Raw genomic sequence first — 12,421 nt, forward strand, 5'->3', positions numbered from 1 at the left:
GAATGTCCTTTGTTAAGAAATGCCCGAACGGTGTCGACAGTTCAGTTCTAGCCATGGAGCGGGCTTGGGTATAGGCTGAAATCCACGTCTTCAGGTGTGGCTTACCTCGCGTCGCTTTTGTCGCGGGGCGCGCCTGTTGATGTGTTTTGAAAAGTAGTTTAATGGTAAACTAATTTTTCAACACCTGCGCCGAGAGGGACACATGGCTGCACAATCTTATGATCTGATCGTAATCGGGGCTGGCCCCGGCGGCTATGTCGCTGCAATCCGTGCCGCCCAGTTGGGTCTGAAAACCGTCGTTGTCGAACGCGAACATCTTGGAGGCATTTGCCTGAACTGGGGTTGTATCCCCACCAAGGCATTGCTTCGCTCATCCGAAGTGTTCCATCTGATGGAACGCGCCAAGGATTTCGGCTTGAAAGCTGACAAGATTGGTTACGACCTGGATGCGGTAGTCAAAAGGTCACGGGGTGTGGCCGGACAACTTTCAGGCGGGATTGGTCATCTTCTGAAGAAGAACAAGGTCGCTGTTGTGATGGGCGAGGCCACGATCGCTGCCAAGGGCAAGGTCAGCGTCAAGACCGACAAGGGCACCGAAGAACTCACCGCCAAGAACATCATTTTGGCCACCGGCGCGCGGGCGCGGGAATTGCCGGGGCTTGAGGCGGATGGTGATCTGGTCTGGACCTACAAACATGCGCTGCAACCGCCACGTATGCCGAAGAAACTGCTGGTCATTGGGTCCGGCGCGATTGGCATCGAATTCGCCAGCTTCTACAACACGCTTGGCGCGGACACGACCGTGGTCGAAGTGATGGATCGCGTTCTGCCGGTTGAGGATGCCGAGATCAGCGCATTGGCGAAAAAGGCCTTCACCAAGCAAGGCATGACCATCATGGAAAAGGCGATGGTCAAGCAATTGGACCGGGGTAAAGGTAAAGTGACCGCTCATATCGAGGTTGAGGGCAAGGTCGAAAAGTATGATTTCGACACCGTGATTTCGGCGGTAGGCATCGTCGGTAATGTCGAAAACCTTGGCCTCGAAGCGCTGGGGGTCAAGATCGACCGCACGCATGTGGTGACGGATGAATTCTGCCGCACCGGTGTCGAAGGGCTGTACGCAATCGGTGATATCGCAGGTGCACCATGGCTGGCGCATAAGGCCAGTCACGAGGGCGTCATGGTCGCGGATCTTATCGCGGGTAAACACGCACACCCGGTCAAACCCGAGAGCATTGCAGGATGTACCTACTGCCAGCCTCAGGTCGCGTCCGTTGGCTACACCGAAGCCAAAGCCAAAGAACTGGGTTACGACATCAAGGTCGGGCGCTTCCCGTTCATCGGCAACGGCAAGGCTATTGCCCTGGGGGAACCAGAGGGGCTGATCAAAACCGTCTTTGACGCCAAGACAGGAGAGCTTCTGGGCGCACATATGATCGGCGCGGAAGTGACGGAACTGATCCAGGGCTATGTGGTTGGACGCCAGCTGGAGACCACCGAAGAAGATCTGATGAACACGGTCTTCCCGCACCCAACCTTGTCAGAGATGATGCACGAAAGCGTTCTGGACGCTTACGATCGCGTGATCCACATGTAAGGGAAGGGGGCTCTGCCCCCGCCGCGGCAAGCCGCGACTCCCCCGAGGTATTTATAGCCAGATGAAGCAGGGGATCCGCACTTCATCTGGCCGAAAATACCTCGGAGCGCGAGGCAGAGCCTCGCAAAAACACTTTACTTGTTCAAAGCATCCAGAATGCGGGCCCAGGATCGGATGCCCTTGTGAAAGCTTTTGACATCATATTTCTCGTTCGGTGAGTGAATTGCGTCATCATCGTTTGCATAACCGACCAGCATGGAATCGAGCCCGAGAACGGTGTTGAAGTACCCGACCACCGGAATAGAGCCACCCATGCCAGTAAAGACCGCCTCGCGATCCCATTCGTCAGACAAGGCGCCGCGCGCGGCTTCGAACTCTGGGCGGTCCAAATTCATGACAGAGGCTGGTGAGCCTTCAAGGTCATTGTCCCAGATCACTTTGGCGTCCGGAGACAGACGCTCCTCGACATGTTTGCGAATTTTGTCGCGCAGAGCGTCGGGATTCATGTCACCGACGAGACGGCAGGTGATTTTGCAATGTGCCTCGGATGGGATCACGGTTTTCGAACCAGCCCCGTTGTAACCGCCCCAAAGCCCGTTCACCTCAAGCGTTGGACGCGCCCATTGCTGCTCGAGTGTCGAATACCCCTTTTCACCATGTGGTTGGGTGTAGCCGACCGAATTTAGGTAGTCTGCTTCGTCGAAACCGCAGTTTTGCCACTGGCGGAGTTGATCCTCGGGTACTTCGTGTACGCCTTCGTAAAATCCGTCAACGGTTACGCGGCCGGTTTCGTCATCGTAGAAAGAGGCCACTATTTTCGACAGTTCCCGCAAGGGGTTTAGGCCTGGGCCACCGTAGTGGCCGGAATGCAGATCGATACGGGGTCCGATGATGGTGAATTCATCCTTCAGCATACCGCGCAGTTGGGCAGCTATGGAGGGAACCCCGCGTGAGACCATCGAGGTGTCGCAGACCAGTGCCAGGTCGGCTTTGAGCTCGGCCGCGTTTTCCTTAAGGAACGGGACTAGTGATGGAGACCCCGATTCTTCCTCGCCTTCAAAGAAGAAGGTGATGCGACAGGGCAGGGATCCATGCACAGCCTTCCAGGCGCGGCAGGCTTCGACAAAAGTCATCAGTTGCCCTTTGTCATCCGATGCGCCACGCCCACGGATAACGGGGCCGTGCTCGGTATCTTCGATTGCAGGATCAAATGGGTCGCGTGTCCACAGGTTCAGCGGATCAACCGGCTGCACATCATAGTGGCCGTAGAACAGGATATGCGGAGCGTCTGCGTCTTCTCCCACATGGCCAACAACCATGGGGTGGCCCGGCGTTTCTCGCTTTTCCGCGTCTATTCCGATACTGCGAAGGTCGTTGACCAACCAATCTGCGGCGCGGTTGACCTCGTCCTTGAACGCGGGATCGGTTGAAATGGATTGGATGCGCAATAATTCCATCAGGCGGTCGATCGAGGTTTGCAGATCTTCGTCAATCCGGTTCAGCACGGTGTCTAGCGACATAGGGGGCTCCTGCTTTTCTAGGTTGGGCGAACCCTAACAGCGTGATCAGCGCCGTCCAGAGCGGTTTTGACGAAAACCAAAGTATCGTACGACGCATTGTGATGCGACTGTACCTGCGTCGTTTCCACGCGTTCGATAGCCGGAACTTTACTTGTCGTAGGGGGCACAACCTTTTATTTGATGCAAATCAAAGTTGGGTTCACCTGTTCGGCTGTAACCAGCTAAACTAAGGAACGCAAAGCCGCTGAAACACGTTACACTGTGTAGGGTGGCAAACTATTTGCCCAAGGGAAACCAATTTGGGCGCTCAAGGAGGGTCCGTTGGACTATACTGCTCAGCTCGATTCAGCGATTGCCAGGCTGCATGATGAAGGACGCTACCGGACCTTCATTGACATCGAACGTCGCAACGGACATTTCCCTCATGCGGTGCGCACGCGTCCGGATGGGTCGCAGCAGAACATCACCGTGTGGTGTGGCAACGATTACTTGGGCATGGGGCAGCACCCTGTTGTTCTGAATGCCATGCATGAGGCTGTGGACGCAGCAGGTGCAGGGTCTGGCGGGACGCGCAACATCTCAGGCACCACGGTTTACCACAAAAGGCTTGAGGCCGAGTTGGCTGATCTGCACGGCAAAGAAGCCGCGCTGTTGTTCACCAGCGCCTATATCGCCAATGATGCAACGCTCAGCACTCTGCCCAAGCTGTTCCCCGGCCTGATCATTTATTCCGACGCGCTGAACCATGCCTCGATGATCGAAGGTGTGCGCCGCAACGGCGGTTCTAAGCGGATTTTCCGGCACAATGACGTGGCGCATCTGCGTGAGTTGCTTGAAGCTGACGATCCGCAAGCGCCTAAACTGATCGCCTTCGAGTCAGTCTATTCTATGGACGGCGATTTTGGCCCGATCGAAGAGATCTGTGATTTGGCCGATGAGTTTGGCGCGCTGACCTATATCGACGAAGTGCACGCGGTTGGCATGTACGGCCCGCGTGGCGGCGGCGTGACTGAACGTGACCGTTTGGCCCATCGGATCGACATCATCAACGGAACCCTCGCCAAAGCATATGGCGTTATGGGTGGCTACATCGCCGCCAGTGCCAAGATGTGCGACGCTGTGCGCTCTTATGCGCCGGGTTTCATTTTCACCACTTCGTTGCCGCCAGCTGTTGCCGCAGGGGCTGCCGCTTCGGTTGCGCATCTGAAAACCGCGCAGGAGCTGCGTGACCAGCATCAGACTCAGGCCAAGATCCTCAAGCTGCGACTTAAAGGGATGGGTCTTCCCTTGATTGATCATGGCAGTCACATTGTGCCCGTGATCGTCGGCAACCCTGTGCATACCAAAAAGCTCAGTGATATGTTGCTGGATGATTATGGCATTTACGTGCAGCCGATCAATTTCCCGACTGTCCCGCGGGGAACCGAAAGGCTTCGGTTTACCCCGTCTCCGGTGCATGGACCCGACGAAATGAACCATTTGGTGCAGGCGATGGACGAACTTTGGTCACATTGTGCGCTAAATCGCGCCGAACTTGCCGGTTAACCTCACGCCAAAGTGTGCAACGTGATTGCCGCGTGTTAAGCTTAGGCTAACAAAATTGGCAGACGAATCATTGTGGGGATGATTCGCCGCTAACGCGAAATACGCGACAGGCAGAATGGGGCAGCAGGGATGATTGGGCGCAGATCACAGCGCGAGTCCGAAGAAGACGTGGACGTCAGACCAAAAGGGTTTGATGACTACGAGATTCGTCTTGGTGACAAGATGCGCGGTGAGCGCGCGACAATGGGCAAATCTCTTTTGGATGTTCAGCGCGAACTGAGGATCAAAGCCAACTACATTGCTGCAATCGAAAACGCCGACCCTGATGCGTTTGATACACCCGGCTTCATAGCCGGGTATGTGCGCTCATATGCGCGCTACTTGGGAATGAACCCGGATGAGACCTTTGCAACCTTCTGCCAGGAAAGCGGTTTTGAAGTGGCCCATGGCATGTCGGCCGAGGCATCTGTGGTCCGCAAATCCACTGGCGGTCTTCCGTCGCGCGGTCCTATGGGGCGCGACCCGTTCATCTCGCCCAATACGCCCTATATTCCGGGCAAAGAGCCGCTGGTCAGTCAGATCGAACCGCGCGCCATCGGCTCTTCGCTGGTGTTGCTGGCGGTCATTGGTGGCATCGGCTATGGCGGCTGGGCTGTTTTGAACAAAATCCAGCAGGTGCAGGTCAGCCCTGTTGAGCAAGCCCCTGTGGTCCTGTCCGACCTTGATCCACTGGATGCGGTGCGTGGTGCCGCGTCAGACGATACGGTTGAAGTGGCCAGTACCGAGGCGTTGGATCGTCTTTATCGTCCACAGGCGCTGGACGTGCCGGTTCTGGTTGCTCGTGATGCCCCGATCTCGACCCTTGACCCACGTGAGGTCGGAACTTTCCGTCCGCCCGAGTTGCCGCAGCTTGAACTGGCCAAGGTTCACACGGTCGAACGACCCGCGCTGCCGCAGGTCGTGGAACAGATTGATACGACGCTTAAAATTGTGGCTGTTGACCCGGCATGGATGCGTGTGACGGCTGCAGACGGCAGTATCATTTTCGAAGGCACCCTTGGCACGGTTGAACAAGGCAGCGTTTTTGAAGTGCCTCTGACCGAGGAGCCGCCGCAGTTGCGGGCCGGGGCCTCGGGGTCGGTCTACTTCTCTATGAACGGCGAGCATTACGGTCCGGCGGGTGCGCCGGGTACGGTTGCCAAAGGTGTCGTGTTGTCGAAAGACGCAGTGTCCGAGACGTATGCCGTAGCCGATCTTGAGGCCGAGCAGAACAGCGCTCTAAAGCAACTGGTGGCGGAACTGCAGACCGAAGCGACTGAAACGCCCGCGGAGTGATCTAACCATTGCGACGCCCCGGTTGTCGGACTATCTAAAGGTCCAACTCTGGCAGACGCGGATCCGTCCTTATGTCCCTCAATCACGTACGCCCTTGGCGCGACATCTATCGTCGTAAATCCCGTCAAATCATGGTCGGCAACGTCCCTGTTGGGGGTGATGCACCCATTGCGGTACAGACCATGACCAATACGCTGACCACCGATGTGGCGGCCACCGTGGCGCAGGTTCAGGCCGCAGCCGAGGCTGGCGCGGATATAGTGCGCGTTTCGGTTCCGGATGAGGCGTCGTCGAAGGCACTGAAAGAGATCGTCCGCGAAAGCCCTGTGCCGATCGTGGCAGACATTCACTTTCACTACCGCCGTGGCATCGAAGCCGCCGAGGCGGGCGCGGCTTGCCTGCGCATCAATCCGGGCAATATCGGCGATGAAACCCGCGTGAAAGAGGTCATTCAGGCCGCACGCGATCACAACTGTTCGATCCGTATCGGGGTCAACGCGGGGTCATTGGAAAAACATCTGCTTGAGAAATACGGCGAGCCATGCCCCGAGGCGATGGTTGAAAGCGGGCTGGAACATATTCGCATCCTGCAGGACAACGACTTTCACGAGTTTAAGATCAGCGTGAAGGCCAGCGACGTTTTCCTGTCTGCTGCTGCTTATCAGGGCATTGCCGAAGCCACCGACGCGCCCATTCATCTGGGCATCACCGAAGCTGGAGGGCTGGTCAGCGGCACCATCAAGTCCGCCATCGGTTTGGGTAACCTGTTGTGGATGGGGATAGGCGACACGATCCGTGTCAGCCTGTCCGCTGATCCGGTGGAAGAGGTCAAGGTCGGTTTCGAAATCCTCAAGTCACTGGGCCTGCGACATCGCGGCGTGAACATTATCTCGTGCCCATCCTGCGCCCGTCAGGGGTTCGACGTCATCAAGACCGTTGACGCCTTGGAGCATCGGCTGGAACACATCAAGACACCGATGAGCCTGTCAATTATCGGCTGTGTCGTGAACGGCCCGGGTGAGGCGTTGATGACCGATGTGGGCTTTACCGGCGGCGGCGCAGGCTCTGGCATGGTTTACCTGGCCGGCAAGGCCAGCCACAAGATGTCAAACGATCAGATGATTGATCACATTGTCGAACAGGTCGAGAAAAAGGCAGCTGAACTGGACGCGCAGGCCGAAGCGGCCGAGTAGGCGCTTATTCGGTCAACGCTTGCCGCGCGTCTTAAATGTCATGTCCACGAAAGGGCAAAGGGATGATCGCCTATATCACCGTTGGTGTGGACGACATTGCAGCTGCAGAGCAGTTTTATTCTGCTTTCCTGCCAGCCCTAGGATATGAATTGGAATGGTATCACGGCGACTTAAGCTACGCTCTTCCATCTCAGCCAGGTCAGTCTCAAGCTTTGCCGGAATTCTATGTGAAATCCCCGTTCGACGGGCATCCGGCCTCGGCAGGGAATGGCACGATGGTTGCGTTCGAGGCGCAAAGTCAAAAGCAGGTTCGTGACCTTCACGCGGCGGCACTTGCCGCAGGTGGTTCCGACGAAGGCCAGCCGGGCTTTCGCGACTCCTATGGGGCTAATTTCTATGTTGGTTACATGCGCGATCCGCAAGGAAACAAGATCGCGCTGTTTTCCAGTAATCCAAGCGAACCCGGTCGGGACGGTTAGATCAGAGGTTCCACACGCTATTTGCTGGGGCGAATGCTGTGCAGAGCCTTCGTGATCTGAAAGAAAGAAGAGCTCTGCAATAGTAGGAGGCGGGCTAAGCCGCCTCACCATGTGTTCAGCCGCGCTCGGCGCGCACACCATCCGCGATTTGTTGCATCTGATCGGCAGGCAGGAAGCCACGCAGCATTTCGGTGCCCAGAACAAAGGACGGCGTGCCCGAAATCTGCATCCGCTGCGCCAGTGCGCGGGTGCGGGTGATTTCGTCCGTCACGCGGTCGCTGTCCATTGCGGCGATGATCGCATCGCTGTCCAGCCCCAGACCATCCGAGATGCGGCGCAAAGACACTTCTGATGGCTCGCCGGTGAACTCCAGCAGGGCGTCATGGACCTGTTTGTAGGCTTCATTGCCCGCCACGTGCTTGGTGGCGACGGCAAAGCGCGAGGACAGGACAGACGCGTCACCCAGAATGGGGAACTCCTTGATCACCAAGCGGATATTGCCGTCTTCGGCCAACAGGCTGGCTACCTCGGGTACGGCACGGCGGCAATAACCACAGCGGTAATCCATGAATTCGACCAGTGTGATATCCCCGTCCGGGTTGCCGCCCACAAAGCTGTAGCCATCGTTGAACAGTTCTTCTTCATTGGCGGCGATCAGTTCCTTGTCGGCCAGCGCTTCGGCTGCGGCATTTCGCTGTTCAAGGATGTTGATCGCTTCGATGATCACTTCGGGGTTTTCAAGCAGATACTCTCGCACCTGCGCGCCGAATTCGGCCTTTTCGGCATCGCTCATTGCGTTCAAATCCAGCGCCTGCGCTGAAGTCGCAGCCATGGAAAGCCCCAGAAGGGCAGGTGCAGCATGTCTGAGGATCATTTCCGTTTCCTTTTACTTTTCTTGAATCGTTCTGACGCAATCAGCACGTCTTGTGCCCTTTGCCAACCCGGCGAGCCTTCGGGCAAGCGGGCCACAGCCCGTTTTGCGTGAATTCCGGCATCATCCAGCCGTCCTTGCAGCGCATATCGCTCTGCCGTCACGGTGGATGCCATTCCGTTGTTGCCAACCTTGGCATAGGCAATGCCCAAATCCTGCATCAGGCGCGCATTGCGAAAATCGCGGGATCGGGCCTTTTCCAACGCGGTCAAGGCTTGATCGGTGTTACCCTGCGCCAGCAGCGCACGACCATATCCTGCAAGGATCAGCGCATTGTTCGGGGCCATTTCCACCGCGCTCTGATACGCTTGAACTGCTTTGTTTATTTGCCTGTTTTCCAACAGAATTTGCCCCTTGAGTTCGTAATAGTAAGGGTCATTCGGGCGAATGGCCAGAGCCTCATCTATGGCGGCGCGAGCGCGGGACAAATCGCGGTTTTGATGATGCGCCGACGCCTCTCGCATCAGGCGAATGTCACGGTCGGTCTCTTCTTTGGCGCGCCGCAAAGTCCAGCTTGGAGACCGCAGAAAGGCGGATAGCTTACCTTTGACGCGGGCGAACCAGTAATCGGCGCTAGGGTTGGGGATAGCCTTGTCACCAAACTCGTCCAGAAAGGCCTCGGCGGCACGCAGACGGTCGCGGCTTGTCGGGTGCGAGCGCATATAGGGGTCCTGATTGGCAACGCTCAGCAGCTCCTGACCGGCGAATTTCCGATGCAGTTCGACCATGCCGCTGGGCGAAATCTGGGCCCATCGCAGATAACTTGCAGCGCTTCGGTCAGCCGAGGCTTCTTCTGCGCGGGTGTGGCCCAGAAAGCTGCGAAGGGCGGCGCCCTGGGTGCCGGCGGCAATACCAAGGGCTGCTTCACCACCACCCGCAGCAGCAGCCAGCAAGGCCAGAGCGGTGCCAAAGCCGGCATTGCGCTGCGCCGCTTTCAGGTTTTCGGCCCGCCGTGCCAGATGGCCATTCGCGATGTGGGCGGCTTCGTGCGCGATCACAGCCTGCAGCATTTCCGGGCTTTCGACGCTCAGGATCAGTCCGTAGTTCACGTAGATCGCGTTGTAGTCGATGACAAAGGCGTTGAACGTGTTGTCGTTGATGACCAGGATTTGAACGCGGTTGGTATTCAAACCGGCCGCGCGCAGGATGGGAAATGCCAGTTCACGCAGCCCATGCTCGATGTCGGGATCTCGGATCAGGCTTTGCGCATGGGCTTGAACCACTGCCGCAAGCCAGACGACAGCTGCAAGCATCAGAGCCGGGATTGACGCCAGCCTGGATACGCGTTCAAAAGCCATGGCTGCAACATGGGAGATGGGCATGAGAAACTCAACCCGGTCCGGGGTCGATCCGTTTATTGTGATGGACGTAATGGAGGCCGCGCGCAAAGCGGAAGAGGCCGGACGCCATATCATCCACATGGAAGTCGGCCAGCCGGGGACAGGGGCCCCCAAGGGCGCGAACGAAGCGCTGGCAAAGGCAATGGAGCAAGGCCCTTTGGGTTATACGGTGGCTTTGGGGTTGCCCGCGCTCAGGCAGCGGATCGCGCGGCTTTACGGCGATTGGTATGATGTTGACTTGAACCCGGATCGAGTGGTCATCACCCCTGGATCCTCAGGCGGGTTTCTGCTGACCTTCACGGCGTTGTTCGACAGCAGGGACCGGGTTGGTATCGGCGCGCCCGGTTATCCGTCCTACCGACAGATCCTTAAAGCGTTGGGGCTGGTGCCCGTCGATCTGCCCACTGCCCCTGAAAACAGGTTGCAGCCTGTTGCCGAGGATATTCAGGGAATGGACCTGAAGGGGCTGATGGTGGCCTCGCCCGCGAACCCAACCGGTACCATGTTGGATCATGCGTCCATGGGCGCGCTGATAGAAGCGGCGCAGGGGCAGGGGGCTTCGTTCATAAGTGACGAAATCTATCACGGGCTGGAATACGAAGCCAAAGCTGTCACCGCGCTGGAGCTGACGGATGAGTGTTATGTGATCAACTCATTCTCCAAATATTTCTCGATGACAGGCTGGCGCGTCGGATGGATGGTGGTGCCAGAAGATCAGGTGCGTGTGGTTGAGCGGATTGCCCAGAACATGTTCATCTGCGCCCCCCATGCCAGCCAGGTTGCAGCGCTGGCCGCGATGGATTGCGAAGACGAGTTGCAGGCCAATCTGGACGTCTATCGCCGAAACCGGGCGCTGATGCTGGACGGGCTGCCCAAGGCCGGGTTCGCGAACATCGCTCCGCCTGATGGCGCGTTTTACGTGTATGCCGACGTGTCTGACCTGACCAATGACAGCCGTGCCTTCGCGGCCGAGGTTCTTGAAAAGGCGGGCGTTGCGGTAACTCCGGGTCTCGACTTCGATCCACAGCGCGGTCACACGACCCTGCGTTTCTCTTACGCAAGGGCCACGGCTGATATCGAAGACGGTCTTGAGCGTTTACGCCTGTTCATGGCCGCGCGTGGCGCGATCAGGGAACAGGCCTGAAGCGTTCACAAAACGCAGCCAGTGGTATAGGCTGCGGGTCAAACGATCTCGGGAAAACTTGAGGCTATGAGCAGGATCTTCTTTTGCATCGCCCTGATTTGGGCGCTGGCGAGTGGTGCAGTTGCGCAGGAGTTCAGCGCGCTGGCGCGTATTCAGCCGGACCAGAGCCGCATAACAGATGTCGGGCGCACTGGCGTGCGAGTGGATATCGGCCTCAGCCAAGGTGTGCCGTACCGGATCTTCACCTTGCAGGATCCTTATCGGATGGTTTTGGATTTTAACGAGGTCGACTGGACAGGGTTGAATTCCTCGGACTTCCTGCAATCTGATCGCATCAGCGGTGTTCAGTTCGGGGCTTATGTTCCGGGCTGGTCGCGTCTGGTGCTGGAACTGGGTGCACCGATGGCGGTCGAGACAGCGCAGTTGTCGATCGCAGAAGACTCGGGCGCGGCTTTGTTGTCCCTGAACCTTAAAGGCACGGATTTCGACACATTCAACGCGACATCAGGTGCGCCACGCAATCCGGGTTGGGATCTGCCAGAACCTGCCAACTTGCCGCAAACAGCACCCCGCAATTCTGATCGACCCCTGCGCGTCATGCTGGACCCAGGCCATGGCGGCATAGATCCGGGGGCCGAGGTTGGTGGGGTTGATGAGAAGACCCTGATGCTGACCTTCGCACGCGAGCTGCGTGAAGTACTTTTGCGTTCCGGCGGATATGAAGTGGTCCTGACGCGGGTTGAGGATCAGTTCGTGTCGCTTGAGCGTCGGATTGCTTTGGCCCACCGGGCGGGTGCAGACCTGTTCATCTCACTGCATGCCGATTCCCTGTCCGAGGGGCAGGCCCATGGTGCGGCGGTCTATACTTTGTCTGATGATGCCTCGGACGTGGCGAGTTCGAAACTGGCGGAACGGCATGATCGCGGCGACCTGCTGTCTGGCGTCGACCTCAGTGGCTCGGATGATCAAGTGGCTGACGTTTTGCTGGACCTGGCACGGCAGGAGACCAAGCCGCGCACGCTGTCCCTCGCCACATCGATTGCCAACGGTATGACGCAGCAGGGCGGTCCCATGAACCGTAAACCCCTGCGCACGGCGTCTTTTTCGGTGCTTAAAGCCGCAGATATTCCTTCGGTTCTGGTCGAGCTTGGGTTTCTTTCCAGTCCTAGAGATCTGAGAAACCTCAAGGATCCAGAATGGCGGTCGAAAATGGCTTTGGGGATTTATCAGGGGCTTGAGGATTGGCGACAGCAGGATGTGATCCGCAAATCCCTGATTGGCCAGTGACCTTGCGGCGCAAACCGGCTAGAATGCGCTTGGTGTTTTGACCCTCAGGC

The 12,421-nt window shown here is 57.6% G+C and carries 10 protein-coding genes; 7 read left to right on the top strand and 3 right to left on the bottom strand.

All coding sequences use genetic code 11. The features are described 5' to 3' along the window. Positions 1-202 precede the first annotated feature (202 nt). Positions 203-1,597 carry a dihydrolipoyl dehydrogenase gene (lpdA, locus tag GS630_RS05120; RefSeq protein WP_171179688.1) on the top strand — a complete coding sequence of 465 codons (1,395 nt, stop codon included), beginning with the start codon at positions 203-205 and terminating at the stop codon, positions 1,595-1,597. Between the two features lie 134 nt (positions 1,598-1,731). Here the strand turns inward: lpdA and GS630_RS05125 are convergent, their stop codons facing one another. Next, positions 1,732-3,117: a M20/M25/M40 family metallo-hydrolase gene (locus GS630_RS05125; RefSeq protein WP_171179690.1), complete on the bottom strand. Its 1,386-nt coding sequence runs from the start codon at positions 3,115-3,117 to the stop codon at positions 1,732-1,734. Between the two features lie 321 nt (positions 3,118-3,438). Between GS630_RS05125 and hemA the strand changes: the two genes are divergently transcribed. The 4 genes from hemA (at position 3,439) to GS630_RS05145 (ending at position 7,669) form a co-directional block, all read left to right on the top strand. Continuing rightward, positions 3,439-4,662, top strand: a complete 1,224-nt coding sequence (hemA, locus tag GS630_RS05130; RefSeq protein WP_171618802.1) for a 5-aminolevulinate synthase — start codon at positions 3,439-3,441, stop codon at positions 4,660-4,662. A gap of 129 nt (positions 4,663-4,791) precedes the next feature. Next, positions 4,792-5,997, top strand: a complete 1,206-nt coding sequence (locus tag GS630_RS05135; RefSeq protein ID WP_171179694.1) for a helix-turn-helix domain-containing protein — start codon at positions 4,792-4,794, stop codon at positions 5,995-5,997. Between the two features lie 71 nt (positions 5,998-6,068). Then, a complete protein-coding gene (ispG, locus tag GS630_RS05140; protein ID WP_171179696.1) occupies positions 6,069-7,190 on the top strand; it encodes a flavodoxin-dependent (E)-4-hydroxy-3-methylbut-2-enyl-diphosphate synthase in 1,122 nt (373 codons plus the stop codon). 62 nt (positions 7,191-7,252) lie between these two features. Beyond that, positions 7,253-7,669, top strand: coding sequence for a VOC family protein (locus tag GS630_RS05145; RefSeq protein ID WP_171179698.1), 417 nt, complete (start codon positions 7,253-7,255; stop codon positions 7,667-7,669). Positions 7,670-7,784: 115 nt separating this feature from the next. On the opposite strand, the gene GS630_RS05150 is transcribed toward GS630_RS05145, so the two are convergent. Together GS630_RS05150 and GS630_RS05155 are read right to left on the bottom strand one after the other, a co-directional pair. Next, on the bottom strand, positions 7,785-8,543 hold the full coding sequence (locus GS630_RS05150) for a DsbA family protein (RefSeq protein ID WP_171179700.1): 759 nt from the start codon (positions 8,541-8,543) through the stop codon (positions 7,785-7,787). After that, positions 8,540-9,922 (bottom strand): M48 family metalloprotease, encoded by a 1,383-nt coding sequence (locus tag GS630_RS05155; RefSeq protein ID WP_171179702.1) that lies wholly within the window; start codon positions 9,920-9,922, stop codon positions 8,540-8,542. The genes GS630_RS05150 and GS630_RS05155 overlap by 4 nt, the downstream gene beginning before the upstream one ends. Between GS630_RS05155 and GS630_RS05160 the strand changes: the two genes are divergently transcribed. Then, positions 9,921-11,084, top strand: a complete 1,164-nt coding sequence (locus GS630_RS05160) for a pyridoxal phosphate-dependent aminotransferase (RefSeq protein WP_171618804.1) — start codon at positions 9,921-9,923, stop codon at positions 11,082-11,084. The two genes, GS630_RS05155 and GS630_RS05160, sit on opposite strands and share 2 nt — an antisense overlap. Before the next feature lie 66 nt (positions 11,085-11,150). Further along, the gene (locus tag GS630_RS05165) at positions 11,151-12,371 is read left to right on the top strand and encodes an N-acetylmuramoyl-L-alanine amidase (protein WP_171179706.1); all 1,221 of its coding nucleotides are present in this window, start codon (positions 11,151-11,153) and stop codon (positions 12,369-12,371) included. Positions 12,372-12,421 lie beyond the last annotated feature (50 nt).

The organism is Ruegeria sp. HKCCD7303 (assembly GCF_013111185.1).
Lineage (GTDB): Bacteria > Pseudomonadota > Alphaproteobacteria > Rhodobacterales > Rhodobacteraceae > Ruegeria.

Coding starts and splice junctions, on each gene's coding strand:
- GS630_RS05145 (WP_171179698.1), top strand. CDS start 7,253: ATGATCGCCTATATCACCGTTGGTGTGGACGACATTGCAGCTGCAGAG.
- ispG (WP_171179696.1), top strand. CDS start 6,069: ATGTCCCTCAATCACGTACGCCCTTGGCGCGACATCTATCGTCGTAAA.
- GS630_RS05160 (WP_171618804.1), top strand. CDS start 9,921: ATGAGAAACTCAACCCGGTCCGGGGTCGATCCGTTTATTGTGATGGAC.
- GS630_RS05165 (WP_171179706.1), top strand. CDS start 11,151: ATGAGCAGGATCTTCTTTTGCATCGCCCTGATTTGGGCGCTGGCGAGT.
- GS630_RS05155 (WP_171179702.1), bottom strand. CDS start 9,922: ATGCCCATCTCCCATGTTGCAGCCATGGCTTTTGAACGCGTATCCAGG.
- lpdA (WP_171179688.1), top strand. CDS start 203: ATGGCTGCACAATCTTATGATCTGATCGTAATCGGGGCTGGCCCCGGC.
- GS630_RS05150 (WP_171179700.1), bottom strand. CDS start 8,543: ATGATCCTCAGACATGCTGCACCTGCCCTTCTGGGGCTTTCCATGGCT.
- GS630_RS05125 (WP_171179690.1), bottom strand. CDS start 3,117: ATGTCGCTAGACACCGTGCTGAACCGGATTGACGAAGATCTGCAAACC.
- GS630_RS05135 (WP_171179694.1), top strand. CDS start 4,792: ATGATTGGGCGCAGATCACAGCGCGAGTCCGAAGAAGACGTGGACGTC.